22 protein-coding genes and 1 tRNA gene are annotated in these 23,728 nt (G+C 71.1%); 6 read left to right on the top strand and 17 right to left on the bottom strand.

Annotated elements, in window-relative coordinates:
* Nucleotides 1-18 precede the first annotated feature (18 nt).
* From A3CE_RS0124260 to A3CE_RS0124230, 7 genes are all read right to left on the bottom strand, one after another.
* Nucleotides 19-552, bottom strand: coding sequence for a hypothetical protein (locus tag A3CE_RS0124260; RefSeq protein WP_020642709.1), 534 nt, complete (start codon nucleotides 550-552; stop codon nucleotides 19-21).
* Nucleotides 553-564: 12 nt separating this feature from the next.
* Entirely contained in the window at nucleotides 565-1,398 is an 834-nt protein-coding gene (locus tag A3CE_RS0124255) for a LytR/AlgR family response regulator transcription factor (protein WP_043792552.1), read from the bottom strand.
* Between the two features lie 99 nt (nucleotides 1,399-1,497).
* Nucleotides 1,498-2,343: a S49 family peptidase gene (locus tag A3CE_RS0124250; RefSeq protein ID WP_020642707.1), complete on the bottom strand. Its 846-nt coding sequence runs from the start codon at nucleotides 2,341-2,343 to the stop codon at nucleotides 1,498-1,500.
* 19 nt (nucleotides 2,344-2,362) lie between these two features.
* Entirely contained in the window at nucleotides 2,363-3,688 is a 1,326-nt protein-coding gene (locus A3CE_RS0124245) for a histidine kinase (RefSeq protein WP_020642706.1), read from the bottom strand.
* Nucleotides 3,689-3,937: 249 nt separating this feature from the next.
* Nucleotides 3,938-4,798 (bottom strand): Fpg/Nei family DNA glycosylase, encoded by an 861-nt coding sequence (locus A3CE_RS0124240; RefSeq protein ID WP_020642705.1) that lies wholly within the window; start codon nucleotides 4,796-4,798, stop codon nucleotides 3,938-3,940.
* A gap of 39 nt (nucleotides 4,799-4,837) precedes the next feature.
* A complete protein-coding gene (locus A3CE_RS0124235) occupies nucleotides 4,838-5,278 on the bottom strand; it encodes a hypothetical protein (RefSeq protein ID WP_020642704.1) in 441 nt (146 codons plus the stop codon).
* A 103-nt stretch (nucleotides 5,279-5,381) separates the two neighbouring features.
* Nucleotides 5,382-6,932 (bottom strand): sigma-70 family RNA polymerase sigma factor, encoded by a 1,551-nt coding sequence (locus A3CE_RS0124230; RefSeq protein WP_020642703.1) that lies wholly within the window; start codon nucleotides 6,930-6,932, stop codon nucleotides 5,382-5,384.
* 188 nt (nucleotides 6,933-7,120) lie between these two features.
* Between A3CE_RS0124230 and A3CE_RS0124225 the strand changes: the two genes are divergently transcribed.
* Nucleotides 7,121-7,193: transfer RNA gene (locus A3CE_RS0124225), tRNA-Gly, on the top strand.
* Nucleotides 7,194-7,349: 156 nt separating this feature from the next.
* Here the strand turns inward: A3CE_RS0124225 and A3CE_RS0124220 are convergent.
* From A3CE_RS0124220 to A3CE_RS51600, 3 genes are all read right to left on the bottom strand, one after another.
* Nucleotides 7,350-7,643 carry a YiaA/YiaB family inner membrane protein gene (locus tag A3CE_RS0124220; protein WP_020642702.1) on the bottom strand — a complete coding sequence of 98 codons (294 nt, stop codon included), beginning with the start codon at nucleotides 7,641-7,643 and terminating at the stop codon, nucleotides 7,350-7,352.
* A gap of 69 nt (nucleotides 7,644-7,712) precedes the next feature.
* Nucleotides 7,713-8,114 carry an immunity 7 family protein gene (locus A3CE_RS0124215; RefSeq protein ID WP_020642701.1) on the bottom strand — a complete coding sequence of 134 codons (402 nt, stop codon included), beginning with the start codon at nucleotides 8,112-8,114 and terminating at the stop codon, nucleotides 7,713-7,715.
* A 33-nt stretch (nucleotides 8,115-8,147) separates the two neighbouring features.
* Entirely contained in the window at nucleotides 8,148-8,750 is a 603-nt protein-coding gene (locus tag A3CE_RS51600; RefSeq protein ID WP_020642700.1) for a DUF2716 domain-containing protein, read from the bottom strand.
* 136 nt (nucleotides 8,751-8,886) lie between these two features.
* Between A3CE_RS51600 and A3CE_RS0124205 the strand changes: the two genes are divergently transcribed.
* Entirely contained in the window at nucleotides 8,887-9,567 is a 681-nt protein-coding gene (locus A3CE_RS0124205) for an alpha/beta fold hydrolase (RefSeq protein ID WP_020642699.1), read from the top strand.
* Nucleotides 9,568-9,570: 3 nt separating this feature from the next.
* Here A3CE_RS0124205 and A3CE_RS0124200 read toward each other — a convergent pair whose 3' ends face one another.
* Entirely contained in the window at nucleotides 9,571-10,194 is a 624-nt protein-coding gene (locus tag A3CE_RS0124200; protein ID WP_245589582.1) for a hypothetical protein, read from the bottom strand.
* Nucleotides 10,195-10,408: 214 nt separating this feature from the next.
* On the opposite strand from A3CE_RS0124200, the gene A3CE_RS0124195 reads away from it, so the two are divergent.
* Nucleotides 10,409-11,614, top strand: coding sequence for a hypothetical protein (locus A3CE_RS0124195; protein WP_020642697.1), 1,206 nt, complete (start codon nucleotides 10,409-10,411; stop codon nucleotides 11,612-11,614).
* 25 nt (nucleotides 11,615-11,639) lie between these two features.
* On the opposite strand, the gene A3CE_RS0124190 is transcribed toward A3CE_RS0124195, so the two are convergent.
* Together A3CE_RS0124190 and A3CE_RS0124185 are read right to left on the bottom strand one after the other, a co-directional pair.
* Entirely contained in the window at nucleotides 11,640-14,819 is a 3,180-nt protein-coding gene (locus A3CE_RS0124190) for a glycosyltransferase (protein ID WP_020642696.1), read from the bottom strand.
* 28 nt (nucleotides 14,820-14,847) lie between these two features.
* Nucleotides 14,848-16,251 (bottom strand): SAM-dependent methyltransferase, encoded by a 1,404-nt coding sequence (locus tag A3CE_RS0124185; RefSeq protein ID WP_020642695.1) that lies wholly within the window; start codon nucleotides 16,249-16,251, stop codon nucleotides 14,848-14,850.
* A gap of 126 nt (nucleotides 16,252-16,377) precedes the next feature.
* Here A3CE_RS0124185 and A3CE_RS0124180 point away from each other — a divergent pair, with 126 nt between their 5' ends.
* Together A3CE_RS0124180 and A3CE_RS0124175 are read left to right on the top strand one after the other, a co-directional pair.
* Nucleotides 16,378-17,700 (top strand): alginate O-acetyltransferase AlgX-related protein, encoded by a 1,323-nt coding sequence (locus tag A3CE_RS0124180; protein WP_245589581.1) that lies wholly within the window; start codon nucleotides 16,378-16,380, stop codon nucleotides 17,698-17,700.
* A gap of 217 nt (nucleotides 17,701-17,917) precedes the next feature.
* Nucleotides 17,918-19,156 (top strand): DUF1707 domain-containing protein, encoded by a 1,239-nt coding sequence (locus tag A3CE_RS0124175; RefSeq protein ID WP_020642693.1) that lies wholly within the window; start codon nucleotides 17,918-17,920, stop codon nucleotides 19,154-19,156.
* Between the two features lie 167 nt (nucleotides 19,157-19,323).
* Here the strand turns inward: A3CE_RS0124175 and A3CE_RS0124165 are convergent, their stop codons facing one another.
* The 3 genes from A3CE_RS0124165 to A3CE_RS0124155 all read right to left on the bottom strand — a co-directional run bounded on the left by A3CE_RS0124165 (nucleotide 19,324) and on the right by A3CE_RS0124155 (nucleotide 22,023).
* Nucleotides 19,324-19,992: a response regulator gene (locus tag A3CE_RS0124165; protein ID WP_020642691.1), complete on the bottom strand. Its 669-nt coding sequence runs from the start codon at nucleotides 19,990-19,992 to the stop codon at nucleotides 19,324-19,326.
* Complete coding sequence (locus tag A3CE_RS0124160) at nucleotides 19,989-21,068, bottom strand: sensor histidine kinase (protein WP_043791037.1); 1,080 nt, start codon at nucleotides 21,066-21,068, stop codon at nucleotides 19,989-19,991. Before A3CE_RS0124160 ends, A3CE_RS0124165 begins: the two co-directional genes overlap by 4 nt.
* Before the next feature lie 121 nt (nucleotides 21,069-21,189).
* Nucleotides 21,190-22,023: a helix-turn-helix transcriptional regulator gene (locus A3CE_RS0124155; protein ID WP_020642689.1), complete on the bottom strand. Its 834-nt coding sequence runs from the start codon at nucleotides 22,021-22,023 to the stop codon at nucleotides 21,190-21,192.
* 102 nt (nucleotides 22,024-22,125) lie between these two features.
* On the opposite strand from A3CE_RS0124155, the gene A3CE_RS0124150 reads away from it, so the two are divergent.
* Nucleotides 22,126-23,556, top strand: a complete 1,431-nt coding sequence (locus A3CE_RS0124150) for an MFS transporter (protein ID WP_020642688.1) — start codon at nucleotides 22,126-22,128, stop codon at nucleotides 23,554-23,556.
* Here A3CE_RS0124150 and A3CE_RS0124145 read toward each other — a convergent pair.
* Nucleotides 23,522-23,722 carry a DUF397 domain-containing protein gene (locus A3CE_RS0124145; protein WP_026468807.1) on the bottom strand — a complete coding sequence of 67 codons (201 nt, stop codon included), beginning with the start codon at nucleotides 23,720-23,722 and terminating at the stop codon, nucleotides 23,522-23,524. The two genes, A3CE_RS0124150 and A3CE_RS0124145, sit on opposite strands and share 35 nt — an antisense overlap.
* Nucleotides 23,723-23,728: the final 6 nt, after the last annotated feature.

Raw genomic sequence — 23,728 nt, 5'->3', positions numbered from 1 at the left:
GCACGAGTGAGTGCGAAACTAGTTTTCGATCATGTCCACGAACGCGCGTTCGTTGCGTTCGGCCAGCCGGTTGTACCAGATTCCGACGCCGAACAAGAACGGGAACGGCAGCACGCCGAGGATCAGCCAGGCCACCGGGATGCCCAGCAGGCTCAGCGCGGAGAACCCGGGAAGCACGTAGAACAGCACTGGCAGCGAGCCGAACACGACGACGACGAGCAGCGCGAGCAGCAGCGCGGTCCGCAGCTGCACCTTCACCAGGTTGTCCTGGACGAGCAGCTTCCCCCAGCTGGTCTGCTCTTCCAGCTCGACGCGGGCGCGCAAGGCGCCGGCACCGCGGCGCGGGTCGGCGAGGATCACCCGTTCCCGCTTGGGTTTCGCGTGGTGTTCCGGCTTCGGCGGCTCGTCCTCCGGCGCCGGCGGCAGCGACTCGACGACGGCCCGGTCGACCGGCTGCGGCTGGGGCAGCGGCCGCTGACGGGCCCGCCTCCCGAGCGTCGGATCCGGTTCGCGGACGCCGTTCGCGCGGCGCTCGTAGAAGTCGTCGGTCATGGCCGGTCCCGGCTAGCCGTTCCGGCCCGAACCGACCAGCCGGTCCTTCAGCGCACGGGTGTGCCGCCTGCTCACCGGCAGCACCTTCTCCTCGTTGCCGATGACGACCTGGTAGCCACCCTGGCCCATGCGCAGCTCGGTGATCAGCGGCAGCGCGACCAGGAACGACCGGTGGATCCGGACGAACCCGGCCTTCTCCCAGCGTTCCTCCAGCTGGGCCAGCGGGATGCGGACCAGGTGGCTGCCTTCGGTGGTGAACAGCCGCGCGTAGTCGCCCTGCGCTTCGACCCAGCGGACCGACGAGCGCGGGATGAGCTTGGTGGTGCCGGCGAGTTCGACGGGGATGACCTCGTCGTCGTTCTTCACCGGCTCGCCGCCCAGCGCGCCCGGCGGCGGCGCCGCGGCCGCGGCCAGCTTGTCGAGCACGCGGGAGATCGCGCGGTCGAGGCGGTCCTGCTGGTACGGCTTGAGCACGTAGTCGAGGGCGCCGAGGTCGAAGGCGTTGACGGCTTCCTCGGCGTGCCCGGTGACGAACACCAGCGCGGGCGAGGGCCGCAAGGCCGCGAACACGCGCGACATCTCCATCCCGGAGAGGCCGGGCATGTCGATGTCGGCGAAGACGGCGTCGACGATCGGCAGGCCGCGGTCCTTGCGCTCGCGCAACCTCGGGTCGTCGGTGGACAGCAACCGCAGCGCCTCGGAGGCGTCGATCGCCGGGAACACCTTCGCCACGTGCGGGCTGTTGCGCAAGCAGTGGACGAGTTCGTCAAGACCGTTAGGCTCGTCGTCCACAGCCAGGACCACGAGCTTCCGGGTGTCATCGTGAGCACTCACAGTGAAACGCATCCTGCCCATTGCCGAGTGCAATGTCCAGCCCCCGTCCGCCTTAAGTGAGGAGACACCCTCACGTCAGTGCACGAACACGGGCCGCCCGGGGTTCAGGGGTCAGAGGCCGAAGCGCGACCACGCCACCTTCTGCGAGACCGCGTCCAGCACCGCCGACGCCGCGGCCGGCGCGCCGAGACCCAGCCGGGCCAGTAGGGGCCTCTTCGGCTCGGCCACCGAGATCTCGGCGTCCGGGAACCGCTCGGTGACGATCTGCCGGAGGCTGCCGAGGCCGTCGATCAGGCCCAGCTCGAGCGCCTTGGCGCCGAGCCAGACGTCCCCGGTGAACAGGTCTTCCGACTCGGCCAGCCGGTCGCCGCGGCGCTCCTTCACCCAGTTCACGAACAGCTCGTGGAGCTGGGTGTGCATCTTCTTGAGCCACTCGACGTCTTCGGCCTTCTCCGGCGAGAACGGGTCGAGCCGCGACTTGTTCGCGCCCGCCGTGTGCAGCCGCCGCTCGATGCCGAAGCGCTCCAGCAGCCCGGGGAACCCGAACCCGCCGCTGATCACGCCGATCGAGCCGACCATCGACGTCCGGTGCGCGTAGATCTCGTCGGCCGCGCAGGCCAGCCAGTACCCGCCCGACGCGGCGACGTCCTCGCAGAACGCCAGGACCGGCACGCCCTTTTCGTCGGCCAGCTGCCGGATCCGCTCGGCGACCAGCCCGGACTGCGTCGGCGCGCCACCCGGCGAGTTCACCAGCAGGGCGACGGCCTTCAGCCGGTCGTGGCCGAACGCCCTGGTCAGCGCCGATTCCACGGCGGTCAGGTTGATCGCTCCCCTGGCCAGCGGAGACGGCGACGGCGTGATCACGCCGTGCAGCCGCACCACGGCCACGACGTCCTTGCGCTCGACGCGGTCGGCGAGGACCGGGATCCGCGCGGCCAGTTTGTCCGTAACGCTCATGACGCCAGGCTAGCGGGATTCAGCCCATGGGGAGGATGCCGGAGCGCGTGCCGTTGACGCCGTTGACCTCGGTGCCGTTCAGCTGGGCGGGACCGCCCTGGGCCGGCACGTCGGCCTCGCCGGTGTCGTTGTCGGAGCTGTAGTCCGGCATGTTCGGCCGGACGCCCGGGACGAACTTCGGCACCCGCAGCGTCACCTTCATGCCCGCGCCGGGCGCGGTCTCGACCATCACGGCGTAGTCGCTGCCGAACACCTGCTGCATGCGCTGGCTGATGTTGCCCAACCCGACGTGCGCGCCCGTGCTGTGCGCGTTCTTGACGTCCCGCAGCCGCCGCGGGTCCATGCCGATGCCGTCGTCCTCGACGCTGATCAGCGCCTCGGTGCCGTAGTCCTGCGCGATCACCGTGACGCAGCCGCCGCTGGGCTTGCTGGCCAGCCCGTGCTTGACCGCGTTCTCCACGAGCGGCTGGATGATCAGGAACGGCACGACGACGCTGAGCACCTCGGGCGCGATCTTCATCCGCACCTCGAGCCGTCCGCCGAAGCGGGCGTTCTCGATCGTCAGGTAGCGGTCGATGTTGCGCAGCTCCTCGGCGAGCGAGGTGAACATGCCGGACGTCCGGAACGAGTACCGCGTGAAGTCCGCGAAGTCCTGAAGCAGCTCTCGGGCTTCTTCCGGGTCGGTGCGGATCAGCGCGGAGATCGTGTTGAGCGCGTTGTAGACGAAGTGCGGCGAGATCTGCGCGCGCAGCGCCTTGATCTCGGCCTGCTGGAGCTGCTGCTTCGACTCGTCGAGCCGGGACAGCTCGAACTGCGTGCAGACGAACTGGGCGACGGCGTCGGCCATCTGCACCAGCCGCCCGCGGGTGCGGCCGACGACGATCAGCGCGGCCTCGGTCTCGCCCTCCACCAGCAGCGGCACGATGACCGCCGTCTTCATCCGGCAGGTGCCGCGGTGGTTGCACGGCATCCGGTCGTGCGCCACGACCTCCCGCCGGTGCTTCCGGATCGCCGCGCCGATGGCGTCGACGAGGTCGACGTAGTGCTCGTTCGCTTCGCCGTCCCAGGACAGCAGCGTGCCCTCGCTGTCGGTGATGCCCACGGCGACGCAGTCGAGCATCTGCAGCAGCTGCGTGGTGATCTTGTCGGCGGCGTCCTCGTCCAGGCCCGCGCGGAGGTTCGGCGCCGCCTTCGACATCCGGTGGACGGCCTGCAGCATGGCGTCCTCCACCACACTGGCCGGTCTGCGCTGCTTCACGAGCAGCACGATCACCACGATGGCGAGCAGAGCCGCGACCCCCCAGGGGACGACCTGCGCGAGCGGAAACCCGGACACGGCGTCCATGCTCTGCGCTCGACCAACCGGGTGCAAGGCCTGATCCCACTTTCTGTCCAACTGTGATGACCGAGGGTTGAGAGGACCCTACCCAGAGTCTGATTCACCCCTTCACGGTCACTGTCCGCAACGCGCGGGCGGCCCGCCCTGTTCCACCCCTTCCGGGGAATCAGCAGGAAAATCGCGATTTCGCCGGCGGTGAACACCGCGTCGGCACCGGACGGCACAGCACGTGCCGCCGATCGGGCGAATCTGGCGCTACTTGAGCAGGCGGGACATCCGGCGGTCGGCGAGCGGCTTGCCGCCGGTCTGGCAGGTCGGGCAGTACTGGAACGATTTGTCGGCGAAGGAGATCTCGCGGATCGTGTCGCCGCAGACCGGGCACGGCAGCCCGGTCCGCGCGTGCACCCGCAGGCCGGACCGCTTCTCGCCCTTCAGCCGGGCGGCCTTCTGTCCCACCGAGCGCTCGACGGCGTCGGTCTCGACCTCGAGGATCGCCTCGGTGAGGGTCTCGAGCGCGCCGTCGTCGAGCTTGCCGATCGTGGCGTACGGCGACAGCTTCGCGCGGTGCATGATCTCGTCGGAGTAGGCGTTGCCGATCCCGGCGATGAGCGACTGGTCGGTGAGCGCCCACTTCAGCCGGGTGTTCCTCCCGGCGAACAGCTCCCGCAACCGGGCGGCGTCCAGCGCGAGCGCGTCCGGGCCCAGCCGCGCCACGCTCGCGATCTCCTGCGGGTCCTGGACGACCCACACCGCGAGACCCTTCTTCGTGCCCGCCTCGGTGAGGTCGAAGCCCGGCCCGGTGGCCGACTCGAGGTGCACCCGCAGCGAGATCGGGCCCTTCCCCGGTTTCAACGGCGCCGCGGCGAGACCGTCGGACCAGCGCAGCCACCCCGCGCGAGCGAGGTGGACGACCAGGTGCAGGTCACCGGCGACGACGTCGAGGTGCTTGCCGTGCCGGGTCGCGCCGGTGATTTCCCGGCCGTGCAGGTCGGTCCACGGCGGCACCGCCGTCTTCAGCACGCTCAGCGAAGCGACGTCGATCCGGAAGATCGTCCGGCCGACGGCGTTTTCCCGCAGGTGGTGGGCCAGCGCTTCGACCTCGGGTAGCTCGGGCATGCCCCCAGTCTCGCCTCTCCGGCCGAAATCCGGAACTCGCTATTCGACCGGGTGCAGCGGCCCGTCGAAGTCCGGCAGCGAGTGCCGCTGGATGGTCTTGGAGATCTTCTTGACCTCGCCCTGCACGGTGAACATGCCGCGGATCGTGCCGACCCAGCGCTCGGACGGCCGGTCTCCGGTCACGTCGCCCTCGGTCTCCGCGACCACCGTCCACGGACGGCGAAGGATCCAGCGGAGCGGGAAGAACAGCACCACGAGCAGCAACGCCAGCAGCACCCACGCCGGGATGTTGACCTGGTCCGGCGTCCACACGACGAGGATGACGGCCAGCAGCGTGGTCACCACGATCATCGCGATGCCGGGACCGTAGCTGCCCGCGACGTCGTGCTCGAAGTCGTCGGCCGTCGCCGGCGCACGCCATTCCATCTGGGCACGGACCACCCAGTCGCGGCCGTCTTCGCCGCGCACCAGCCGGTTCATTCAGTAGCCTCCCGGGCCGCCCGCAGGGTGAGCACCTCAACGGTACCGTGCGCGGGCTCAGCCGCGCGAGGGAGGAATCGGACATCGCACCCGCCGAACCTGATCATCGCTGATCAGGACTCGCCGCGGTGGTCGAGGCCGAATCGGCCGGTTCGCCCGAATCAGTGACCTCGGACGTGTCGGCCGGGCACGGTTTCCCCGAAGTCGGCGTCACCGTCGTCGACGGCTCGGTGGTGGCCGTGTCGTCGTCGTCCTTCGGCTTCGGTTCCTCGGCCGGTGTCGACGACGCGTCGGGGCGGCCGGTCGGCGACAGCGCGGGCACGCCGGCGTCCTCCGGCACGGTCTTCCCGGCGGACTCGGTGGTCATGGTCATGTCGGGCCGCGACGTGTCCAGCCGCGGCGACGTCACCGGGTGCACCGGCGTCGACGTCGAGGACGCGAGATCCTCACGCGGGGCCGCCGCGCCGGCACCGGCGCCCGTGTCCCCGGTGGGCACGTCCCCGGCCACGGACACGCCGGGCACTTCGTTCGCGGCGATCTGGCGGGCGCCGGAGTGCGAGCGAGCCGGCACGGCGACCCCGGTGCCACGGCCGTTGAGCACGCCGATGCCGATCTGAGGGTCCTGCTGCGGCTGCGGCGGCGGCTCTTGGTGCGTCTCGGACGGCGGCACCACGACGAGCTCGGGCGCGCCACCGGTCAGCCCGACGTCCTGCACCGTCGTCGACCCGAACAGCACCGGCCCCGCCGCGACGCCGACCGCGCCCACGGCGGCGGTCGACGCCAGCGCGAGCCCGATCTTGACCTTCGAGCCGACCAGGACGCCCTTGATCGTCGCGCCCAGCCCGGCCAGCACCCCGCTGCCGCCCACCGACGCGGCGGCCGGCACCAGCAGCACCAGCACCCCGGCGTGCGCGCGCAGCGACGAGCAGACGTCGCGCAGCTCGTCCTGGGTCGCCCGGCACGACGGACAGCCGAGCAGGTGCGCCTTGATCCGCTCGGCCTCGGCACCGGTGACGCTGCCCGCGGTGAACCCGCCCAGCTTCTCGACGACCGCGCGGCACGAATCCGGCCCGCGATTCACCGAAAGGTGCGCCTGCAGGTACGCCGCTCGCAGCCCCTGGCGGGCCCGCCGGGCCAGCGCCGCGGTGGCGTTCGCGCTCAACCCGAAGTGGGGAGCGACCATCGCGGGCTGCTCGCCCTCGACCTCGGTCTGCCACAACACCGTCCGCCAGCGCTCAGGCAGGCTGGTGAACGCGGTGGTGATCAGCGTGTGCTCCGCGGTCCGGGCGTGCGTGTCGGCACCCGCCCCGGCGCGGAAGGTGAGCTCGTCGTCCGAAACCGGCACGTCCCGGCGGGCGCCGTGCCACTCCCACGAAACCCGGCGCGCGACGGTCAGCAGGTAGGCGCGGACGTACTCCCTCGGGCCGGAACCACGGCGAAGGGCCTGCAACACGCGGAAGAACGTCTCCGCGGTGATGTCCTCGGCCTCGGACCGATCGGCCGCCAGGCTCTGCGCGAGCCGGCGGACGGCGGCGGCGTGCAGCTCGAACAGCTCCCCGAACGCGGCGTCCTCGCCGTTGCGGAGCCGTTGCAGCAGTGCCTGCTCGTCGGATTCCGAGGCCGCTGGTGGCGGCACCGTGCCCAGCTCGGTCATCCGGCCCGGCACCTCCTCCCCGAAGGTCTCCCCATTCGGTCGAATGGAGACACCATACGGAGGGAAACAGCCGTCGTCACCCCTTGTACGCCAGCTGTGACACCGAAGCACCGGGTCAGAGCCCGGGGGGACCCCCCGATCGGTGTGCTTCCGCTTGGGTATAAAGTCTTCCCTATCAGCAGCACAACGCGGATGTAGCGCAGCTGGTAGCGCATCACCTTGCCAAGGTGAGGGTCGCGGGTTCGAATCCCGTCATCCGCTCAAGTGCGAGAGGGCCATGTCGACGGAAAGCGTCGACATGGCCCTCTCGCCATTTCACCCGGGGGCTGAGCCCCCGGACCCCCCACGGTGCCTCCGGTAGACATTCGGGTCCAAGCTTCGTGCGCCCCCGGTGGGAGTTGGGTTTGGTGGTTGCGGTCACACCGCCGGGGTGTTGAACGGGTCGTGCTCGGCCAGGAGTTTGTCCAGGCGGGCCTGGTCCACCCGGGAGACCACCGAGGTTTCTTCCTGTCTGTCGCGGACGCACTTCGCCAGCGTGAAGGACGATGTCACCAGGTAGAGCATGCCCAGGGCCAGGAAGCCGCGGATCCACCCGTCGACCGGGAGGTACGCGATTCCGCCCGTGACCGCGGCCAGGGCCAAGCCGAATGACAGCGCCGCCTGGACGTAGAACGCTGTGGTGGTGGGGGACGTCGTTCCGGTTTTGGTCATGTGACCACGGTCTCGTCCCGCCGGTTCGGGTGTCTTGAGCAGTACTACTCAGCCGCGATTGCGATGTGGCTACAGCTCGTAGACGTCCAGGACCGTGGGGGCCACCGGGGTCAAGTGGGGGTCTTCGCGCTCCGTCACCTGGCCGCGGGCCATGCGGTACACCCGGAAGTTGTTGTCGTTCTCCGTGTCCTGGTCGTCCCACGTGTACAGGAGGCCGTAGGAGCCCGGGGCCAGTTCGCCCGCTCGGGTGAAAAGATCCAGGAGTTCGGGGGCCTGGCGGCCGCCGTGCTTGTCGAAGCCGCCGAAGTGGAGCATCGGCATGCCCGCGCTCCAGCGGAGGTCGACGAGATCGAAGTCGCCCGCGTCGCGGATCGCGCGATGCACGCGGTCGACCAGGCGCTCCAGGAGCGCCGCGTCGTCGTCGCCGCTCGCGGTCGCCTGGATGGTCACCCAGCCGTGATATTCGAACACCAGGAGAACGGTAGCAAGAGATCAACCAGCGGCTCAGCGGGCCAGCTCGGACCGCTCTTCGGGGGCCCGGGTGGCGGAGCCCCCGGCCCGGGGCGAAGCCCCGGTTGTCTCGGACGGCTTCCCGTCACGGCGCAGGACGTTCGCCAGCACGCCCTCGCTCAGCCGCTCGAACGCCGGCACCAGCTTCTCGCCGAACACGCACAGCGTCCGCTCCCACGGGTGCCCGAGCGTGCCGTAGGAGAAGTCCGCGGCCAGGAAGAGGTGGTAATCCGCACGCGGGAACACCGGCACCGGCCAGCGTGCGGATCCGGACATCAGGTGCGGGCGGATCCGGTAGGACTGGTGCTGCCAGTGCAGCGCCCACATCCAGTCGTCCGGGCCGCAGACCTCACGGAACGCGGCCAGCGCGATCGCCGAGATCGAGTGCTCCTCGACCGCGTACGGGCCAAGGCGGAATTCGGCCGAAGCGCGGTCCAGGTTCCCCGGCGAAAGATCCCACGTCCGCGACGGCGCCGGCTCCCGGAAACCCGGCCAGGCGTGGGCGTAGGTGCTCGGCCAGAACGCCAGCTTGTCGTACACCCAGTACCAGGCGGGCTCGTCGACGACACGGGAGACGGCTTCCCAGGCAGCATTCACGGTTTACGACCTCGATGTTGGGCCAGGCACAGAAGAACACGCGAAAGCTTCGTGTTCGGTCTCCGGTTTGTCCAGTCCCGGTCCGCTGACCGCGAACTGTGTCACTCAACCGGGTGGGTTCTGCCAAATTGTCACCATGCGAGTCCTCTTCGTTCACGGTGCCTTTGTCCGCGACGGCGCCTGGTGGTGGCAGCCGACGGCGGACGTCCTCGCCCCGCACGGTCTGCGCAGTTCAGCGGCGGTGCTGCCGAGCTGCGAGAGCGAGCCGCGCGGCGACCTGTACGCCGACGCCGAGGCCGTCCGAGCGCTGCTCGACGCCTCCGCCGAGCCCGCGCTGCTCGTCGGGCACTCCTACGGCGGCATGGTGATCACCGAAGTGGGCGACCACCCCGCGGTCCGGCGGCTCGTCTACGTGACGTCGTTCTTGCCGGACACCGGCGAGACGCTCGCCGGCTTCGGCACCGGCGAGCCGGCGCCGTGGCACGTCAGCCACGGCGACGGCACCGCGGGTGTCCGCGAGGAACTGGTGCGGCCGCTGTTCGCCCAGGACTTCGACGACACCACCTATGCCGGCGCCGCCGACCGCCTCACCGCCCAGAACGAGGCGGTGTTCGGCCAGCCGGCGACCCGGGCGGCGTGGCGGGAGATCCCGTCGACCTACGTCGTCTGCGGCGAAGACCGCGCGACGCCGCCCGAGACCCAACGGGCCCAGGCGGCGCGCGCGACCGACGTCGTCGAGCTGGCGGTGGCGCACCACCCCTTCGTCACGCGGCCGGACCTGCTGGCCGACGTGCTGCTCGGCGCCGTCGACCGCTGAGGCTCAGGCCGCGTCCCAGAGCGTGAGGAACGCCGAGGCCTCACTGCGGGCCCAGGGCCGCAGCCGTTCGCGGTCGCGGACGGACAGCTGGTACTCCTTCGCCCGGCGGACGTCGATCACCAGCGCCTCGCCGCCGGGCAGGACGTCGGGCATCGCCTGTTCCAGCACCCACAGCGCGAGCTGTGCGGAAGCCTTCGCCAACGGCTCCTCCTTGAAGTAGAGCCAGGTCGCGTATCGGCGGCCGTCGCTCTTGCGCAGCCCCATCTGCGGGCTGACGCCGATCTCGAGGTCGCCGATCCGGCACCGGCCGCGGCCGACCTCGACCAGCCGCGGCGACTTCCGGCCGAGGTACTTCAGCCAGCCCTCGGCTATCGCCGCGTAGTGCGGTTTCGTCCGCTCGTCGGCGGCGTTGACGAGCGCGCGCAGTGCCACCTCGTCCTGGTTCGCCGCGCGTCCGGACCGCACCGCGTTGGCCGCCCGCCGGTAGTAGTTGAACGCCGCCCGTGCCGGATCTTCGTACTGACGGCGCTGCCGCCGGACGAACGACGACCGCGACGGTCCGGAACTGGCGCTGTAGCCCACGAACGTGGACAGGGTGATGTAGGCCATGGCCCTGCCTTCCTCCATCACGCCACCCGCGCTCGCGGGCGGCATCTCCCCTGGACAACCCCAATTTTAGAACATATGTACGACAGTTTCGGGGTCCTGAAGAGTGATGCGGACGGGGTCTCCCGAAAACCGCGGACTTGCGCTACGTTGCCGATCAACCTCAAACCGCAACCTCGCAGGTCGGCAGTCCGTGCCAGACTGATGCCCCGAATGGTGGATGGGGGTCCCAAGGATGAGCTGGCAGGAAGAGCTTCGCCGTCTCGACGCGGAGCTTGCCGAAGGTCGCATCGAGCCCGCTGACCACCGCAAACAGCGGGACGAGCTGCTCGCGCAGGCCTCCGGTTCGACGGTGCCGTCGCCGGTGCCCTCACCGTTGCGCCGTCCGGGTGACACGTGGCGCAGCGCGAACCCGGCGAGCCACCCGGCTGCCGCCCAGCACGGCCCGCCGCCGCAGCGCAGGGAATCGTCCCGGCCCATGGTGCCGCAGCAACTGCCGCACCAAACGTCGTACCAGACGCCGCAGCAACTGCCGCACAAGCCACCGCACCCGCCCTGGCAGCGGACCGGGCTGCCGGTTTCGCCGGCCACCAGCCACGTGCCCGCGATCCCGGACCACATGACGACCGCCCCGAGCCCGGCCGACATCACGCCGACGCGCTACCTGAGCGTCGACGGCCCGGCGGAGCAGGGGCCGGGCAGCCGGTTCCCGCCGATCACGCCGCCGGGCGGCGAATCACGGCCGGCGGCGCCGCTGCCCGGGCCGGAGGAGACGCCCGGCAAGCACCGGTGGGCCACCGACGGGGAGCCGTCGTCCGGACGCTCCTGGACGAGCTGGCCGTACGTCGTGCTCGGCGGGCTTGTCGTGCTGGGCGTCGTCATCGGCGCGACGATGTGGCTCGGGAAGGACGATTCGAAGCCCAACGCACTCGCGACGTTCACCCCCGTCGTGACACAGCCGCCGGCCGCCGCGGCCCAGCCGCAGCTGGAGGACGAAGTGCCGCCGCTGCCCGGGTTGCAGCACCCGGAGAGCTCCACGATGTCCCTGGCCCGCGGCCTCGATCTGAAGCTGTACCCGAAGGAAGCCGCCCAGATCTTCTCGCAGCACGGCGTCACGCAGTTCGTGTACCGCGCCTCCTCGGCCGGTGACACCGGGTTCCTCGGCTACGCGATTCCCGCCGAGTCACCGGAGGGCGCGAAGGCGATCATCGACTACCTGCGCGAGGCCGCGGCCGCCGGCGGATACCTGCCGATCACCGCCGACCCCGGGATGGTCACCGGCCGCAACGGCGACCTCCGGATGAACGGCACCTGGTACACCTCGGGCAAGGTCGCGGTCGTGCTGTGGGCGTCACAGCCGTTCGCCAAGGACAAGAACGAGCTGAAGACCAGCCTCGACAACGCCGTGGCGGTGTTCAAGAAGGCCCTGCCGCCCCGGTGATCAGCCGCCCCGCTGACCGGTCGTGTCAGTCACGCCGGTCCAGCAGCGCGGCCAGCGTGCGGCGGGCGACGTCGGCACCGAAGAGGCGGTCCACCACGGTCTTGCCCTCTTCGGACAGCCGCTGCCACAGCTTGTCGTCTTCGAGCAGGGTGACGATCTCGTCGGCGAGCTCCTGCGCCGAGCCGCCGACGAGGACGTCCCGGCCGTGGGTCAGGTGCATGCCCTCCGCGGCCAGCGGGGTGGCGGCCACCGGGACGCCGTAGCCGAGGCTCTCGCCCAGCTTTCCCTTGACACCGGCGCCGAAGCGCAGCGGCGCGACGACGACCCGGGCCTCGCGGTAAGCGCTGTCGAGGTTCGGCACCCAGCCGCGGACGACGACGCCGTCGCGCTCCAGGTCGAACATCTCCTGCGGCGGGTTGCTGCCGACGATCTGCGCGACCGCGTCCGGGCGCCGCTGGCGGACGAGCGGCATGATCTCGGTCGCCAGCCAGCGCGCCGCGTCCCGGTTGGGCAGGTGGTCGAAGCTGCCGACGAACAGCACGCCGGACCGTCCTTCCGGGACCGCCACCGAGCCTTCGGCGTAGTGCACATTGGACAGCACCTCGACGCGCGCCGACGGCACGAGCTCCCGCAGCAGCTCACGCTCCACATCGGACACGACGAACGTGACGTCGGTGGCGCGGGTCAAGCCCAGTTCGGACTCCCGCAACACTTCGGCGCGACGCCGCAGCGTCAGCTCCTCGCGCGTGTTGCCGAGCTGCGCGGCCAGGTCGGCCTGGCGGTTGAGCCGGACGAAGTGCAGGTCGACGGTGTCGTACGCGATGACGCAGTCCGGCGCGTGCTCGCGGACCTGCTCCAGCAGCTGCCAGGCGACGTGCGGCCGCGACAGCACGGCCAGGCTCAGGTCGGGTCCGGCGTCGCGCAGGAACTCGAGCTGTTCGCCGAGCCCGGTGATCACCGTGACGCCCGCGCGGTACAGCGCGTCGACGTACGGCTCGTGGAGCGCGTTGTTGAGCGGCATGAAGACGACCCGGTGGCCGAGGCCGACGAGCAGCTCGAGGACGCGGAACATCCGCACCGAGCCGGAGTCCTTGTCGGGCATGGGCACCTGGTGGTCGGCGACGAGGATCGTGCCGCCGCGGTGGCCGTCCTTCGTGCGCTGCCGCCCGGCCCACACCGCGCGCGGGCTCGCCTCCGGGAAGTGGTCGCGCAGCTGGACGCTCCACTTGTCGACGAAGACGCCGCGGTTGAGCTCCTGGTGGCGCTTCACGCCGGACGAGACGTCGGTGCCGTTGGTGATGCCTTCGTGGTGCACGACGACCGACGCGGGCTGGACCATCGTCCGGTACCCGGCCGCCCGCACGGCGAACGCGAGGTCGGTGTCCTCGTAGTACGCGGGAGCGTAGCGCTTGTCGAAGCCGCCGAGGCGCTCGAACAGCTCCCGCCGGACGAGCAGCGCCGCGCCCGAGCAGTAGTCGACGTCGCGCAGCGCCTGGTACCAGGGGGCGTCCGGGTTCTGCAGCCTGCCGTAGTTCCAGCCGGTGCCGTCGGCCCAGATGATCCCGCCGCACTCCTGGAGACGGCCGTCCGGGTAGACCAGCTTCGAGCCGACGAGCCCGACGTCGGGCCGCGACTCGACGACGGCGACCAGCTCGTCCAGCCAGCCCGCGCGAACCTCGGTGTCGTTGTTCAGGAACATGACGAAGTCGCCGCGCGCGTGTTCGGCGCCGAGGTTGCAGGCGCCGACGAACCCGAGGTTCTTCGGCGCGCGGACCAGCCGGACCCCGGCACAGCCGGCGACGCGGTCGGCGGAGTCGTCCGGCGAGGCGTCGTCGACGACGATGACCTCGAACGGCGTCGAGGGCAGGTGCCGCTGGATCGAGTCGAGGCAGCCGCGGGTGAACCGCCAGTTGCCGTAGACCGGGATGACGACGCTGACGATCGGGTGGTCGCTGGTGGTCACCGCGACCGGGCCGGGCGCCGCGACCGGCGCACCGGGCAGCACGCCGGCCGGCCGGCCCAGCGCCGTCTCGTAGAAGTCGCGGATGCGGGTGCCGCGGGGCGCGTACCGCTCGACCGCGCCGCGGTACTTCCCGATCACCTTCTGGACGAGCGCGGACGTCTCGGCCCGCAGCTTCTCGTTCTCGGCGGCGAGCCTGCCGATGGTCTCGCTGAGGCTGGTGTTGTTGCCGGCCAGCCACTCCAGCCGTTCGCTGTCGTAGCCCGCCTTGCGCTGGAGCCGGTTCAGCTCGTCGGCCGCGCGCTGCCGGTCTTCGCGGGCGCGCTCGGCCTGCCGGAGTGCCTCGTCGCGCTCGGTCGAGGCGCGCTGCTCGGCCGCGGTGACCTGGGCGAGTTCACCGGTGAGCCGGGTGACCGAAGCCGTCGCCTGGTCGCGCTCGGCTTCCGTGCGGCCCAGCTCACCCCGCAGCCGGCCGGCTTCCGCGGCGGCGCGGGCGACGAGGGTCAGCTTCGGGTCGACCATCGCGGACGTCGAGGGCACCTCGACCGGCTCGGCCGACGCGACGGAGACGAAGTACGTGTGCGGCGCGCCGGGTTCGACGACCCAGCCGTCGGCGTCGTCGGCCTGCACGGTGAGGACCTCGGCGCCGGCACCGGCACCGTTGTCGTGGATCAGCGAGCCGACGGCGACGTTCTGCCGCAGCACGACGACGTGCTCGAAGCTCGCCGCCAGCAGCGTGCGGAACGCGGACTCGGTCAGCTCGTGCACGTGGTACGGGTTCTCGTTGCCGTGGTCGTGCGTGTAGACCTCGATGTCCGGGGTGCTGCAGAGGAAGACCCCGCCCGGCGCGAGCCGGTTGCGGACGAGCTCCATCAGCCGGTCCTGCTCGTCGACGTGCTCGATGGCCTCGAAGCAGGTGATGACGTCGAAGATCTCGCCGTCGAGGGCACGCGGGTCGGTGATCGAGCCGACCTCGAACCGCACGCCGGGGTAGCGCTGCCGGGCGTGCTCGACGGTCTGCGGGTCGATCTCGAGCCCGACGACCTCGGCCGCCGAGCGCGCGAGCAGCGAGACGCCGTAACCCTCACCACTGGCCAGGTCGAGGACGCGCTTGCCCGCGACGAAGCGGGCCGAGAACGCGTAGCGGTGATAGTGCTCGTAGATCACCTGGAGATCTTCGGTCCACGGCACGCACCGCTCGCCGGTCCACTCGATCAGCCGCTCGCCACTCGTCCCCTTGGCCATGCCGGGCAGATTAGCCGTCCGGTCGATCTCACCTTTCGAGCAGCCCCAGCCCGACCAGGACGTACGCCAGCGTGCGCCGGTCGCCACCGGCCGTCACCGACCAGTCCGCGTCGAACGAAAGCCGCACCTGCCGGTGCGCTTCGAGCCGGACCGGCAGCACCTGCTCGGTCAGGCCCGGCCCGACGTCGGCCTTGGCGACCGGGACGCCGTCGACGGAAACGGTGACGCTGCCGTGCTCGGTGGCGTCGTCCGGCAGGTAGGTCCGGAAGTCCAGCGCGTCGACCGGGGCCGTGGTCAGGACCGGGAACTCGACCGACGGCGCCGCCCAGTCGTCGTGGGCGATGCCGTTCAGCCGGCCGGTCACGATGCCCGCGCCGCGGACCAGCCGTTCTCCGTTCGTGCCGCCGGGCCGGAACGAGACGCGGCCGGCCGGGTCGACGACGCGGGTGTCCCGCGCCGACCGCTCCGGCGTCCGGTTGCCGTGGACGCGCAGCGGCTGCGGAGACGGGTGGAACAGCGCGGTCAGCCGTGTCCCGGTGACCAGCCCGAGGTCGAGCAGGCTGTCGTCGAGGACGCCGATCTCGTCGATCAGGGCGACGTGCGCGGGGTCGTCCATGTCGAAGTTGTGGCCGTAGATGCGGTCGACGAACGGGTCGATCACGTTGCCGTACGGCAGGAACAGGCTCGGGTGCAGGAAATCGAGGAGCACCGGCAGGACGTCCTGCGCCCGGATGCCCTCGAACCCGTCGGCGGCGCAGTCGACGTCGACGAACTGCTCGTCGACGTGCCCGGTCAGCGCGTTCCGGCGCAGCTCCGGGGGCAGCGTCGCCCAGATCCGGTCGACGACCTCGTGGGCCTCGGGCCACCGGCGGTGCCCGTTGCGGCCGATCATGTCGTGCACGACCAGGACGCCGTCCCCGGTCAGGCTGCCCTTGATCTGGCCGTAGAGGTGTTCGAGGTCGAGCACGTGGTGCAGCGCCTGGAATCCGACGACGACGTCGTGCTCGGCGTCGGCGCGCCAGGTGTTGAAGTCCGCGGTGATCAGCTCGACCCGGTCGGCCACGCCCTGCTCGCGGGCCGACGCCTCGGCCCTGGCCTGCATCTCGGGGTTCAGCTCGAGCAGCCGCAGCCGGACGTTGTCCAGACCGGCGCCGGCGAGACCGCGCAGCCAGCCGAGCTCCTGGTCGCCGTTGCCGCTGCCCAGCGACAGCACGACGGCGTCCCGTGAAAGCCCCTGCGCGCGTTCGGCGATCTGCCCGACGATCAGCTCGTCGAGGCCGGGAACACCGAGCGCTTCGAGCTTCGGGCGCACGTGCCGGTTCGACCACCGGTGCGCCGACGGTGGCAGGTTGCCGTGGATCTCCTCCTGGCCGGCGAAGGTTTCGCGCTCCCTGGCCAGCCGCTGGTCGTAGCCCGGCCCTCGCTGTGACAACCGGGGCTTTGCCCCGGGCCGGGGGCTCCGCCACCCGGACCCCCCGAAGCCGCCACTGCTCATCGCACGTCCCCTCGAGTCACCGATCCGAACCGCCGGTCACCGGCCCGGCGCTAGGATACGGCTGTGTCGTCCCGTCCTCCGTCGCAGTTGCCCACCCAGCCGGCGCTGCCGAGGACCCCGGAGTCGTTCCTGCCCAAGGAGCACAACCTCTACCGGCCCCGGCACAGCAAGCGCCAGCGCACGGCTCTGGCCTGCGCGGCCTTCTTCTTCGTCACGCCGCTGCTGCTTTCGGTGGCCGGTGTGCACCCCGCCGCCTTCGAGAACCGGCCGCTGCGCGACTTCCCCAGCCTCGGCGCGGGCTGGGGGTTCTTCACCGGCATGTCCGGCTGGGCGACCGACCACCTGCCGCTGCGGCAGGCCGGGGTCCAAGCCGCCGACGCGATCAGCACCGGCCTCTTCGGCGACCCGCCCGGCTCCGGCCAGGGCACCAGCCACGACGGCGGCACGGTCGGCGTCGACCAGGGAAAGCCGGACAACGGCGACGTCCCCGGGTACGTCTACCCCACCGTGCTCCCGGGCAAGGACGGCTGGATGTACCTCGGGGAGGACGTCAACGCCCGGTGCCGTCCGGTGATGGACACCGACCACGTCGTCGCCGCGCTCCGGAAGCTGCGCACCGCCGTGGAGCGGTCCGGGCGCAAGTTCGAGCTGGTCATCGCGCCGGACAAGTACAGCGAAGAGCCGGCCCACCTGCCCGACACCTACGTCGGCAAGCCGTGCGCGCAGGCGCGGACCGCCGAGTTCTGGAACCGCGTGCCGCGCGAGACCGGCGCGATCGACCTGCGGCCGGCACTCGCCGACGCCGAAAGGCGCGTCGGGCACTCGCTGTACGACCGCAACGACACCCACTGGTCGTTCGACGGCGGCCTGGTCATGACGTACGCGCTGGGTTCGGCGATCGCGCCCGGCAGCACCGCGGGCTGGCAGGCGGCGCCGAACGGCGTCCGGCCGTGGCCCGCGGACCTGGCCAGGGTGCTGGGCCGCGACGAACAGCGGCAGCTGACGACGTACAGCCTCTCCACCGACGGCGGCGCCGACCGGACCCGCTACATCGCCAGCGACTTCAAGACCCCGCTGCACCTGAGCCAGCCGGACGGCGCCAAGCCCGCCGGGTCGATCGCCCGCACCACGGCGGTCGTGGCCGACTCGTTCACCCAGTTCGCCAGCCCGTTCCTGGCCGCGACCTGCCAGGACGTCACCATCGTGCACGCCGAGACGGTCGCGCAGAGCACCGCGCGGGAAATGACGACCCTGTTCGCCGACCGCGACATCGTGACCTTCGAAATGGTCGAGCGCAGTGTCATCGGCGGGTCGTCCGCGCTCCTGCGCGACCAGACCATCGACCTGCTGGGACAGGTGCTCGCCGCGCACCCCCGCCACTCTTGAGGTGGTTCCGGGTGGCAAAGCCCCCGGCCCGGGGCGAAGCCACGGCATGTCACTGACCCGCGCCGAGGCCTCCGCCACGCGAAGGTAACGACGGGGTGGTGGGCGACGACCAGGTGAACACACCCGTGCACAATGACTCCGTGCGGGCGGCCGCGCTCCGGGCGAGGAGCACCCACACGTTCGCGTTCGCAGGCGATATACCCAAGGGGGTACCGGGGTGACCTGGCAGGAAGAGCTGCGCAGGCTTGACGAGGAGCTCGCGGCGGGAAACCTGACGGCCGACGAATACCGGGCGCGCCGTGACCGGGTGCTGTCCATGGCCGTCTCGACCGGCGACCAGTCCCAGGCCCCCGCCCAGCCCGCACAGCAGCAGGTCCCGAGCACCGCTGCCGACACGCAGATCATCGCGCCGGTGTCGCTACCGGGGCAGCAGCCCGACCCCCAGGCGAACGCCGAGGCGACGCAGGTCGTCTCCGCGGCGGACGCGGGCGGTGCCGAGCGGACCCAGGTCGTGCCGCCGTGGCAGCAACAGCAGCAGCACCCGAACTCGCCGTCGGGCGGGTTCCCGCAGCCGATGCAGCAGCAGCCGCCGCCCCCGTACGGCCAGCACTCCCCGGCCGGCGGGTTCGCCCAGCCGATGCCGCAGCAGAACCCGTGGGGCGCGCCCCAGCAGGACGTCAGCCCGCCGTGGGGTGGTTCGGAGTTCCCGCCGCTGACGCCGTCGAACAACGCCGACTGGATCAGCCAGGGTCCGGAGAGCTTCCAGACCCAGCCGTCGTCGGGCAAGGGCAAGAAGATCGCCTTCGCCGTGGTCGCGTTCCTCGTGGTCGCGGGCCTCGGCTTCGGCGTCTGGGCGCTGTTCATCAAGGACAACGGCGGTTCGACGCCGCCGGTGGCCCAGAGCTCGAGCCCGCAGCCGCCGCCCGCGCCGACCGTCAAGCCGCTCCCGGAGCCGCCGGCGGCCAAGCCGGAGCCGGGTGACAACTCGTCGGCGCTGATCACCCCGGCCGGCACCACCCGCGCCGGCGGTGGCGAGTTCGACATGGACAAGCTGCAGTCGGCCAAGTACCTGCCGACCACGGTCGTCGAGAAGCTCAAGCAGAGCGGCATGACCCAAGGCCTGCTCAAGACGACCAAGGACGGCGACGTCACGCTGGGCCTGTTCGCCCTGGAGCTGCCGAACGCGCAGGCCGCGGCCGCGGTGGCCGCCGAGTACGGCAACGCGGAGCAGGAAGGCGGCCTGACCGTCAACCGCAACCTGTCGCTGCACGGCGTCCCGGTCTACTCGGCCGCGGACAGCACCCAGCAGGTCTACCGCGCGGTCTACGTGCTGTACAACCGGGTGATCATCATCGACTCGTTCGGCCCGTCCAAGGACGCGACGCTCAGCTCGTTCAAGACGCTGCTGACCGCGCAGGTCCAGAAGTCGCCGCCGACGGAGCGCACCAACAACTGAGCTGACCCGAACGGGTGAGTTCGGCCGTGTCGGTGAACGCGGTCCCCCTCTCGGACGCCCTCTGAGCAGAGCATCGGCCGGGAGAGGAGGCACCGTGATCTGGTTCTGCCTGGTCGGTGTCCTCGCCGTCGTGTTCCTGGTGCGGGCGGTCCGTGTGGTGCGCCGGGTCAGGCGGGGCGACGCGGCGTGACCAGCCCGGACTCGTAGGCCAGCACCACCAGCTGGGCGCGGTCGCGGGCGCCGATCTTCGTCATGATGCGGCTGACGTGGGTGCGCGCCGTCGCCGTCGAGATCACCAGGTGGGCGGCGATTTCGTCGTTCGACATGCCGCCCGCCACGAGGCCGAGGACCTCGCGCTCGCGGTCGGTGATCTCGCGGACGGCGCTGGTGTCGATGCGCCGGTTCTCCGGGCGGCCGACGAACTCCTGGATCAGCCGGCGCGTGACCGTCGGCGCAAGCAGCGCCTCCCCTTTCGCGACGACCCGCAGGGCGCGCAGCAGCTCGACCGGCTCGGTGTCCTTCAGCAGGAACCCGCTGGCGCCCGCACGCAGGGCTTCGTAGACGTACTCGTCGACGTCGAAAGTGGTCAGGACCAGCACTTTCGTGCCCGCGAGCTCGGGGTTCGCGGTGATCCGCCGGGTGGCTTCGAGGCCGTCGACCCCCGGCATCCGGACGTCCATCACGACGATGTCCGGCCGGTGCTCGATCGCTCCGGCGACCGCTTGCTCGCCATCACCCGCCTCGCCGACGACGTCGAAGCCGTCCTCGGTCTCCAGCAGCACGCGGAACCCGGCGCGGACCAGGACCTGGTCGTCGGCCAGCAGGACGCGGATCATGCTTCTCCCTCGATCGGTAGCTCGACGCACACTTCGAAACCGCCTTCGACCGGCCCGGCGGTACATCGCCCGCCCAGTGCGGCGGCACGTTCGCCCATGCCCCGCAGGCCGTGGCCCGGGGTCGGCCGGCTGGTGCCGCGGCCGTCGTCACGCACCCGGAGCGTGAAGGACCCATGGTGCCGTTCGAACCGCACGTCGACGTGTCCCGGCCGGTCGGCGTGCCGGACGACGTTGGTCAGTGACTCCTGCAGGATCCGGTAGGCGGCGGCGTCCACGGGCGCCGGGAGGTCGCCGGCCTCGCCGTGGACGTCGACCGTGAGCCCGGCGTCGCGGGCGTGATCCAGCAGTTCGCCGGCCTGGGCGAGACTCGGGGCGGGGGCCTTGTCCTCGCCGGAACGCAGCACGGCCAGGGTCGCGCGCAGGTCCTTGAGCGCGGAGGCGCTGGCCGCCTTGATGTTGAGCAGCGCTTCTTTCGCCTGCTCGGGCCGCCGGTCGGCGACGTGCGCGGCGACGCCGGCCTGGACGTTGATCATCGCGAGGCTGTGCGCGACGACGTCGTGGACCTCACGGGCGATGCGCAGCCGTTCCTGCTCGGCGAGCCGGTGGCGGTGCTCGTCGGCCTGCTCGCGCCGGGCGATGAGCGCGTCGAGCTGGTACCGGACGGCGGTGCCGACCCCGATGACGGCGACCAGCCAGACGACCAGGAACCCGGCGCCGACCGCCAGCGCGAACGACCCCGACGTCACGATGTGGACCAGGTAGAGGACGGTGAGCGCGGCGGCGCCGGTGATCCCGGCGGTCAGCGGGCCGCGCTGCCGGGTGAGCAGGAACAACGCGATGGTCGGGACGACGATGATCGGGCCGCCGGGCAGCCCGGAGGCGTAGTAGCCGAACGCGGACGCTGTCGCGGCCAGGAAGACCGTGAGCGGGAAGCGGTGGGCGGCCAGCAGCGTCAGCCCGGTGGCGGCCAGCCACGCGACACCGAGCGGGGTCATCGGTGGCGCACCCGGCTGCCACCGCGACGCACCGCTGGTCGCCCCGAGCACGAACCCGGTGACGACGACGGTGCGCACCACACGCCCCACCCACGGGGACAAACGCGACTGCGGCGGCCATCTCATGCCGCGAAAACTACCGGTCGCCGGGTCGCGCCGCGTCCGTCCCGGAGCGACTCCCGGCGTACGTCGGCTGCAATAGTCAGTCGAAGAAGAGGGGGAGCTTCGCCGCTGTCTCTTCGTCGGCCGGGGTGTAAGTCGACATGGTGATCTCGGACCGGCGGCCGTAGTAGAGGTAGGTGAAGTTGAACCGCAGCAGCCCGACGTCCGGGTGCAGGTAGCGCTTGGTGCGGATCGGCTCCGAGTTGACGTCGTGGTGCGGCCACAGCTCGGCGAACAGCGGCGACTCCGCCTTGAGGCGCTTCACCAGCTGCTTCCACGCCGGCTCGGCGACGTGGTCGGCCATCGCCGCGCGGAAGGACGCGATCACGCGCGGGATGTTCGTGTCCCAGTCGAGCATCCGCTTGCGCCACTCCGGGTTGAGCAGGCACTGGACCAGGGTGTTGCGGTCCTCGAACGGGATGGCGTCGACGTCACCCATGAGCCAGGTGTAGCCGCGGTTGTAGCCGAGCAGGTCGCACCGCGCGTTGCGGATCGCGACCGGGTACGGCTCAAGCTTCTTGAGCATCAGCGCAAAAGCCGGCGTGATGACCTGGCAGTCCTTCTCCCGCTCCGGCGCGGGCGCGCCGGCCAGGCGGAAGAGGTGGGTGTGCTCGTGCGGGTCGAGCCGCAGCGTGCGGGCGATCGCCTGCAGGACCTGCTCGGACGCGTTGATGTCGCGGCCCTGCTCCAGCCACGTGTACCAGGTGACCACGACGCCGGCGAGCTGCGCGACCTCTTCACGGCGCAGCCCCGGCGTCCGTCGGCGGCCGAAGATCGGAAGGCCGACCTGCTCGGGCGTGATCCGCTCGCGCCGGCTGCGCAGGAACCTCGCCAGCTCTCGGCGGCGGAGCTCGGATTCGACAGCGGTGGTCATGGTGCCAGGATGACACGCCGCCGAAACTGGTACCAGGTAGTGGCCAATACCCGGATAAACAGCAACTGGTACCAGGTTCAGTCGAGGCCGATCGTAGTAGTCATGACCACGACTCAACTCGCGCCAATCACGACCGGCGCTCCGGCCCGACCGGGACTGACCCCCGCCGGCCTGGTCACGGTGCTGCTGGGGGCGGCGCTGCCGATCATCGACTTCTTCATCGTCAACGTCGCACTCCCGACGATCGATGCCGACCTCCACGCGTCCACCGCCACCCTGGAACTGGTGGTCGCCGCCTACGGCATCGCGTACGCGGTGCTGCTGGTGGTCGGCGGCCGCCTCGGCGACTCGTTCGGCAGGCGACGGCTGTTCTTCGCCGGGCTCTGGCTGTTCACCCTGACGTCTCTGGCCTGCGGACTCGCCCCGACGGCCGGCACGCTGGTGGTGGCCCGCGCCGCGCAGGGGGCGGCGTCGGCACTGCTGCTGCCGCAGGTGCTCTCGATCATCCAGGCGACGACGTCGGGCGAGCGGCGATCCCGCGCGCTGGGGTTGTACGGCGCGACGGGCGGCATCTCGACGGTGGTCGGCCAGCTGCTCGGCGGCGCGCTGGTGGCGGCCGACGTGTTCGGCACCGGCTGGCGGCCGATCTTCCTGGTGAACGTGCCGATCGGCCTGGTGGTGCTGGTGATGGCCCGCAAGCTGCCGGAAAGCCGCGCGCACAACCCGCTGGGCGTGGACCGGCTCGGCACGGCGCTGCTGGCGTTGACGCTGTTGTCGTTGCTGGTGCCGTTGATGGAAGGCCGCGCACTGGGCTGGCCGGCGTGGTCGATCGCGCTGCTGGCGGTGTCACCCTTCGCGGCCGCGGCGTTCGTGCACGTCGAACGGCGTCTGGAGCGGCTGGGCGGAACGCCGCTGCTGCCGCCGTCGGTGATGCGGCTGCCGAGCGTGCGGCGCGGGCTGATGGTGGCGATCCCGTTCTTCGGCGCGTTCGGCTCGTTCATGTTCGTGTTCGCGATGACGCTGCAGGTCGACCTGCACTTCGGCCCGCTGGGCGCGGGCGCCGCGCTGACACCGCTGGCGGTCGCGTACTTCACGGTGTCGATGCTGAGCAGCCGCCTGGTGACGCGGTACGGGCAGAAGGTCGTCCCGGTGGGCGGCGCGATCACGGCGATCGGCATGGTGACGCTGCTGTGCACGACGCTGGCGGCATGGCCGCACGTGACGATCGTCGATCTGGCGCCCGCGATGGTGGCGATCGGCGTCGGGAACGCGCTCGCGATGACGACGCTGTTCCGGATCGTGCTCTCCCACGTGCCGACGGACCTGGCCGGAGTCGGGTCGGGCGTGATGACGACCAATCAGCAGACGTCGCTGGCGCTGGGTGTCGCGACGCTGGGGAGTTTGTACGCGGCACTGTCGGCGCCGGGCGCGATGGGGGCTCGGGACGCGTTCGCGGTGGTGATCGGGCTGATCGCGGTGCTGGCGACGGTGGTCGCGATCACCGGGCGGCGGTTGCCGGACCCCCGGGGGTGATGGTGGTGAGGAAGGCGGACCATGCGGCCGGTGGCACCTCGAGTGCCCCGGCCGCCGGGGCTTTCGAGTCACGGGTGGCGATGGCTTCGCGGGTGAAGGCCACCTCGACACAGTTGCCGTTCTCACCGGAACCGCCGCTATAGCTGCTTTTCCGCCACCGTTCCACAGCGCG

Source organism: Amycolatopsis balhimycina FH 1894 (assembly GCF_000384295.1).
GTDB lineage: Bacteria > Actinomycetota > Actinomycetes > Mycobacteriales > Pseudonocardiaceae > Amycolatopsis > Amycolatopsis balhimycina.
Note: the sequence above shows the minus strand (reverse complement) of the source record. Positions and strands in the feature narration are given on the sequence as shown.

Coding starts and splice junctions, on each gene's coding strand:
- A3CE_RS0124260 (WP_020642709.1), bottom strand. CDS start 552: ATGACCGACGACTTCTACGAGCGCCGCGCGAACGGCGTCCGCGAACCG.
- A3CE_RS0124255 (WP_043792552.1), bottom strand. CDS start 1,398: ATGCGTTTCACTGTGAGTGCTCACGATGACACCCGGAAGCTCGTGGTC.
- A3CE_RS0124250 (WP_020642707.1), bottom strand. CDS start 2,343: ATGAGCGTTACGGACAAACTGGCCGCGCGGATCCCGGTCCTCGCCGAC.
- A3CE_RS0124245 (WP_020642706.1), bottom strand. CDS start 3,688: ATGGACGCCGTGTCCGGGTTTCCGCTCGCGCAGGTCGTCCCCTGGGGG.
- A3CE_RS0124240 (WP_020642705.1), bottom strand. CDS start 4,798: ATGCCCGAGCTACCCGAGGTCGAAGCGCTGGCCCACCACCTGCGGGAA.
- A3CE_RS0124235 (WP_020642704.1), bottom strand. CDS start 5,278: ATGAACCGGCTGGTGCGCGGCGAAGACGGCCGCGACTGGGTGGTCCGT.
- A3CE_RS0124230 (WP_020642703.1), bottom strand. CDS start 6,932: ATGACCGAGCTGGGCACGGTGCCGCCACCAGCGGCCTCGGAATCCGAC.
- A3CE_RS0124220 (WP_020642702.1), bottom strand. CDS start 7,643: ATGACCAAAACCGGAACGACGTCCCCCACCACCACAGCGTTCTACGTC.
- A3CE_RS0124205 (WP_020642699.1), top strand. CDS start 8,887: ATGCGAGTCCTCTTCGTTCACGGTGCCTTTGTCCGCGACGGCGCCTGG.
- A3CE_RS0124200 (WP_245589582.1), bottom strand. CDS start 10,194: ATGGAGGAAGGCAGGGCCATGGCCTACATCACCCTGTCCACGTTCGTG.
- A3CE_RS0124195 (WP_020642697.1), top strand. CDS start 10,409: ATGAGCTGGCAGGAAGAGCTTCGCCGTCTCGACGCGGAGCTTGCCGAA.
- A3CE_RS0124190 (WP_020642696.1), bottom strand. CDS start 14,819: ATGGCCAAGGGGACGAGTGGCGAGCGGCTGATCGAGTGGACCGGCGAG.
- A3CE_RS0124165 (WP_020642691.1), bottom strand. CDS start 19,992: ATGATCCGCGTCCTGCTGGCCGACGACCAGGTCCTGGTCCGCGCCGGG.
- A3CE_RS0124155 (WP_020642689.1), bottom strand. CDS start 22,023: ATGACCACCGCTGTCGAATCCGAGCTCCGCCGCCGAGAGCTGGCGAGG.
- A3CE_RS0124150 (WP_020642688.1), top strand. CDS start 22,126: ATGACCACGACTCAACTCGCGCCAATCACGACCGGCGCTCCGGCCCGA.